At 65.1% G+C, this 5,402-nt stretch carries 5 protein-coding genes; all 5 read left to right on the forward strand.

Annotation, left to right across the window (positions count from 1 at the left end):
• The coding region (locus WA702_RS14710) for an LPXTG cell wall anchor domain-containing protein (RefSeq protein ID WP_425111263.1) at window positions 1–617 on the forward strand (617 nt) is incomplete at its 5' end.
• 125 nt (window positions 618–742) lie between these two features.
• Complete coding sequence (locus WA702_RS14715) at window positions 743–1,309, forward strand: class GN sortase (RefSeq protein ID WP_425111264.1); 567 nt, start codon at window positions 743–745, stop codon at window positions 1,307–1,309.
• 96 nt (window positions 1,310–1,405) lie between these two features.
• Window positions 1,406–2,122, forward strand: coding sequence for a DUF1614 domain-containing protein (locus WA702_RS14720; protein WP_425111265.1), 717 nt, complete (start codon window positions 1,406–1,408; stop codon window positions 2,120–2,122).
• A gap of 98 nt (window positions 2,123–2,220) precedes the next feature.
• A complete protein-coding gene (locus WA702_RS14725) occupies window positions 2,221–4,443 on the forward strand; it encodes an acetate--CoA ligase family protein (RefSeq protein ID WP_425111266.1) in 2,223 nt (740 codons plus the stop codon).
• An 87-nt stretch (window positions 4,444–4,530) separates the two neighbouring features.
• Window positions 4,531–5,355 (forward strand): MlaD family protein, encoded by an 825-nt coding sequence (locus tag WA702_RS14730; RefSeq protein ID WP_425111267.1) that lies wholly within the window; start codon window positions 4,531–4,533, stop codon window positions 5,353–5,355.
• Window positions 5,356–5,402 lie beyond the last annotated feature (47 nt).

The raw sequence follows: 5,402 nt of genomic DNA on the forward strand, positions 1-5,402 counted from the left end.
TCCTCCGCGATGTCTACCGTGACGAGCCGCTGGTGCTGGCGGCCAAACTCGACAAGCTCACCGGCTCCTTGCAGATCAAGGGCCGCGTCGGCGACCGCTCCTGGACCGTCACCTTGCCGCTCGCCAGTGCGGCCGAAGGCAAGGGCCTCTCGAAATTGTGGGCGCGCCGCAAGATTGGGGATGCCGAGGTGGCGCGCACGATGCGGCAGCTCACGCCAGAGGACGCCGACAAGGCGATCCTCAGGCTGGCGCTGGAGCATCATCTGGTGACGCGGCTGACCAGCCTGGTCGCGGTCGACAAGACGCCACGCCATCTCAAAGGCGCCCGTCTCACGCTCAGCGAGCTGCCGATCGACCTGCCCGCCGGCTGGGATTTCGCAAAGGTGTTCGGCGAGCGCCCGCATTTGCCGACGCCTCCGACCGAGCGCCGCGCCGGCAATGATGATCGCGTTCAGCTGACAGCGCTGAAGCGGCCGGTCGTTATGCCCGGGCCTAATACGATTGTGCTGCCGAAGACGGCGACGGATGCGGAGCTCAGCATGATGCTGGGGGCGGGGCTACTCGTGCTCAGCTTAGTCGCGCTTGCGGTCGGCCGACGGCGTCCAATGGTCGGCTAACACTGCCATGCCCCGCGCAGGCGTGGCATTCAGTACGCCGCGGCACTTCGGCTGATCACAGGCGCCTCTGGAATACTGGGTCACCCGCCTTCGCGGGTGACGACATCGAGAAACACGGTTGGATTATGCCCCGCATCCTTCCTCTCCTCCTCGCCATCATCGGCGCCGTGCTGTTTGGGCATGGCGCCTTCGTCAATGCTAAGGCCTATGTCGCCCAGGTGCTGCTGGAGCGCGCCTTTGCCGCGACCATCGCGAGTGGCCATCCGGTCAAGCCGTGGTCATGGGCCGACACCACGCCAGTGGCGCGGATCGTCGTGGCGCGCATCCATGCCAGCGCCATCGCGTTGGCCGGCTCGAGCGGCCAGGCGCTCGCGTTCGGGCCCGGCCATGTCGAGCTGACGGCGGAGCCCGGCGCGCGCGGCACAGCCGTCTATGCCGCGCATCGCGATACGCATTTCCGCTTCCTGCGCGATGTCAGAATTGGCGACGAGATCGACGTCACAAGCAGCGACGGTCAAACTTTCCGCTATCGCGCGGATACGGCGCGGGTGGTCCGGTTCGACGCCTCCGGCATCGATCCACTCACGGGGGGCCGCGAACTGGTGCTCTCGACCTGCTGGCCATTCGACGCGGTGACGCCGGGGCCGGAGCGTTACATCCTGCATGCCACGCTGATCGGGGCCGGAGCCTGACCGCGCCCAAATGCATGCTTGGAACCGCCCTTGCGATGACTATTTGTCATTCAGCGGCTCCGTGGGATGGGCCCACGCAACGCGAGGCGATCGACCATGCAATCCCAAGTTCAGTACCTGCCGATCACCCCGGCATTGTTCGCGATCCTGGTGCTTGCCTTCGTCGCTCTCGTCATCCTGATCCAGCTCCGCATCCTGCGTTATGCCTATCTGAAGCTCGGCGTCGGCCCGGGCATGGCGATGCTGCTGCTGCTCGGCTCACTGATCGGCAGTTATTTCAACATCCCGCTCACGGTGCTGCCGGGGCAGAACATCCACTCGGGCGAGATCATCGATTATTTCGGGATGCAATATGTGGTGCCGTTGGTCGAGCACTGGCCCGGCACCGTGCTCGCGGTGAATATCGGCGGCGCCGTGATTCCGACCATCATGTCGACCTATCTCGTTGTGCGCTATCAGCTCTGGCTCCGTGCTGCGATCGCCGTGATCGTGATCGCGCTGATCATCCATGCGATGGCAACCCCGGTGCGCGGCGTCGGCATTGCGGTCCCGGTGTTCATGCCGGTCGTGGTCACCGCCATCCTCGCCTTCCTGCTGTCGCGTGAATACGCCGCGCCGCTCGCCTATATCGGCGGCTCGATGGGCACGCTGGTGGGCGCAGACCTGATGAATCTCGACCGGATCAGCGGCCTCGGCGCGCCGGTCGCCTCGATCGGCGGTGCCGGAACTTTTGACGGCGTCTTCCTGACCGGCATCCTCGCGGTACTGCTGGCCGGCATTGCCGCACCATCGCGGCCGGGATTGGCACGGTAAATCGCGATCAAGCACGTTGCCACTGCGGACGACTGTTCATAAGCTTGCCTCGTAAGAGTCTTGCAAAAGACCGCAACGTGGAAATACGAGGCCGCTTTATGGACGCTCCAGTGTCGCCATCATCGCAATCATGGTCCCCACCGCCTGACGCCAGCGACACGGTCAGGAGCATCCACGCGATGCTGCACCCGCTCAACATCGTTCTGGTCGGCGCCACCGACAAGCCCGGCAACTACGCCGAGCGGATCTGGAACAATCTGGTCAAATACGGCTACGAAGGCCGGCTGTTTCCGGTCAATTCCAAGCGTGAGACCATCTGGGGCGTGCCCTGCTACAAGGATTTCGCCAGCCTCCCCGAACCGCCCGATCACGTGCTCGTGCTGGTGCCGGCACGCTTCGCCGTGCAGGTGATCCGCGATGCCGCCGCCGCGGGTGCACGCTCCGCGACCATCGTCACCTCGGGCTTTTCCGAGCTGCAGGACGAGAACAGCCAGCGGCTCGCCGCCGAACTGCAACAGGCCGTGCGCGAGACCGGGCTCGCGGTGACCGGCCCGAATTGCCTCGGCAATCTCAGCGCCGGCGAGAAGCTGTTCACCAATATCGACGACCGAATCGTCACCATGCTTCAGGGACCAGTCGCGATCGCCGGCCAGTCCGGTGCGATCGTGATGGCGATCCGCCAGACCTTGGAGGATCGCGGTGTCGGCGTCGGCTACATGGTCACGACCGGAAACGAGGCGGGACTGGAAACGCCCGACTTCATGAGCTACTTCGCCGCCGATCCGAGCATCCGTGTCATTGTCGTGTACCTGGAAGGCGTGCGTAACACCAAAGCATTCCGCGACGCCTGCAAGGCCGCGCGGGCCGCAGGCAAGCCTGTGATCGCGCTCAAGCTCGGCGCCTCGGAAGGCGGCCGCGCCGCCGCAATGGCGCATACCGGCGCGCTTGCCGGCTCGATCGAGACGTTTGACGCGATCGCCACGCGCGAAGGCGTGATCCGCGTGCAGGGTCTCGATCAGCTGATCGAGACCACCGAATGTTTCGTTCACGCCGCGTCGCCTGCGGGCAATCGTCTGGCCGCAGTGACATTGTCGGGCGGCAAGCGTGGGCTGCTGATCGATGCCTTCTACGCCGCGGGCCTGAACTTCGCGCCACCATCGCCGGCGGCCAGCACCGAACTCGGCGCCATGCTCGGACCTGGCTCCATCGTCGGCAACCCGCTCGACGCCGGCTTTGCCGCCGTGGTCGATCCCACGGTCTACATGCGCGCGATCGAGATCATGATCGACGATCCCGACACCGACATCGTCATCATCGACGCCGAGATGCCGAAGACGGCGCACGAGCTGCGCGAGCGCAATTTGCGGCGCGTCAACGACATGGCCGGCGAAGCATCCAAGCCCGTGATCTATGTCAGTGCGATGTCGATCGGCTTCACCGACTACACCAAGGACCTGCGTCAGCAGCTGCCGCACATCACCGTGCTGCAGGGGCTCGATCGCGCCGTCAATGCGATCAAGTCGCTGATCGACTATGCGTCGTTGCCGAAGCAGCTGCCGGACGTGGTCTCGACCAGCAAGTCGAGCGCGCGGACGACCCTGGACAAGATCCTGAAGCAGGCGGACGGCGCGGCGCTCGACGAGGTCGCCTCGAAGAAACTGCTGAAAGCCTACGGCATCCCAACCTCGAAGGAGGCGGTCGCGCGATCCGCGATCGAGGCGGTGAAGATTGCCAAATCGATCGGCTTTCCAGTCGTGGCCAAGGTGGTCAGCCCCGACATCCTCCACAAGTCCGACATCGGCGGCGTGGTGCTCGACCTCAAGACGCCTGCCGAAGTGGGCCGGGCGTTCACCGACATCGCCGCCCGGGTGAAGAAGCTTAGGGGCAAGCCGAGGCTCGAGGGCATCCTGATTGCCCAGCAGGTCAAGGCTGATCTGGAACTCGTGGTCGGCGCCTCGCTCGATGCGGAAATGGGACCGGTGGTGCTGTTCGGCTCGGGCGGCGTCGATATCGAGCTGATGAAGGATGTCGCGCTGGCCGGCGCGCCGCTGGACGAAACCGAGGCGCGCGCGCTGATCGCCCGCACCAAGGCCGGCGTCAAGATCAAGGGCTACCGCGGCAAGCCGGCACTGCACGAGGCCTCGGTGGTGAAGGCATTGGTTGGGCTGTCCAACCTGATGGCCGATGCCGGCGACCGGATTGCTTCGGTCGATATCAACCCGTTCCTGATCAATCCCAAGAAGGGAATCGCGGTGGATGCCCTGATCGTGCTCAACAACGAGGCGGCAAGACAAGGCGCCAAGGAGAGCGCCGGGCACTGAGCTTTCGCCGGCGCGCGTTTCCGGCTAAAATGATCGCGATATGATGTGGCGGCCGGGCTCCCGGCCGTCGCCGTTTAAGGCCCGTGAATGCGCGCAACCAACCTCGTCATCGGAACCTTGACGCTCGCGGCGGTCGCTGCGGCGATAGTTGGCCTGCTGGTGGTGCAGAAGGTACGCACCGCCCAGCAGCGCAGCTCCTTGCGCGTCGTGTTCGACGGCGGCTCGGCGGCGGGTCTGCGCAAGGGCGGTCCGGTCAATTTCGACGGCGTCAACGCCGGGCAGATCGTCTCGGTCAACCTCGACAGCCCGCGCCGGATCGTCGTCCTGGTCACGCTCGACAATACCGCGCCGCTTCGCAAGGACACGACGGCGGGCATCGAGTTCCAGGGACTGACCGGCATCGCCGCGGTCTCGCTGGTCGGCGGCGCGCCGGCGGCGCCGCCCGTGCCGATCGATGCCGATGGCATCCCGGTGCTGACAGCCGATCTCAGGGATCAGGAGACGATGATCGAGTCGGTGCACAAGGCCGACAAGTTCATCACCAGCAATGAAGCCGCGGTGAAGGAGACGCTGCAGTCGATCGAAGCGGCGTCCGAGACGCTCAAGAGCAAGAACGAGACCATCGACGCCGCGCTTGATCAGGCCGAAGATGTCTTCAAGGGTTTTGACAAGTTCGTCACCCGGATCGACGGCGCGCTCCCCGGCTTCTCTAACGGCGACCCCGATGCGCTGCTTCACAAGGTGAAGTCGATCCGCGAGCTTGCCGACAGCTTCAGGCACAAATCGGCCAAAGTAATGGACGATAGCCGCCAGACCTTGCTCGATATCAGCGACGGCGCCAACTCGATGAGCAGCAAGATCGAGGGCCGCCCGGTGGACGCAGCACCGCGGCGTGGGCCGAGGCGTCGCTAAGCGCGGGCGTCTGCCCGCCTGCCTCGCAGTACTGCTCGCCCCTGGCA

The organism is Bradyrhizobium sp. (assembly GCF_049798375.1).
Taxonomy (GTDB): Bacteria; Pseudomonadota; Alphaproteobacteria; order Rhizobiales; family Xanthobacteraceae; genus Bradyrhizobium.

Excerpts from the sequence above, each read along its gene's own strand:
- WA702_RS14715 (WP_425111264.1), top strand. The coding sequence starts at position 743 with ATGCCCCGCATCCTTCCTCTCCTCCTCGCCATCATCGGCGCCGTGCTG.
- WA702_RS14720 (WP_425111265.1), top strand. The coding sequence starts at position 1,406 with ATGCAATCCCAAGTTCAGTACCTGCCGATCACCCCGGCATTGTTCGCG.
- WA702_RS14725 (WP_425111266.1), top strand. The coding sequence starts at position 2,221 with ATGGACGCTCCAGTGTCGCCATCATCGCAATCATGGTCCCCACCGCCT.
- WA702_RS14730 (WP_425111267.1), top strand. The coding sequence starts at position 4,531 with ATGCGCGCAACCAACCTCGTCATCGGAACCTTGACGCTCGCGGCGGTC.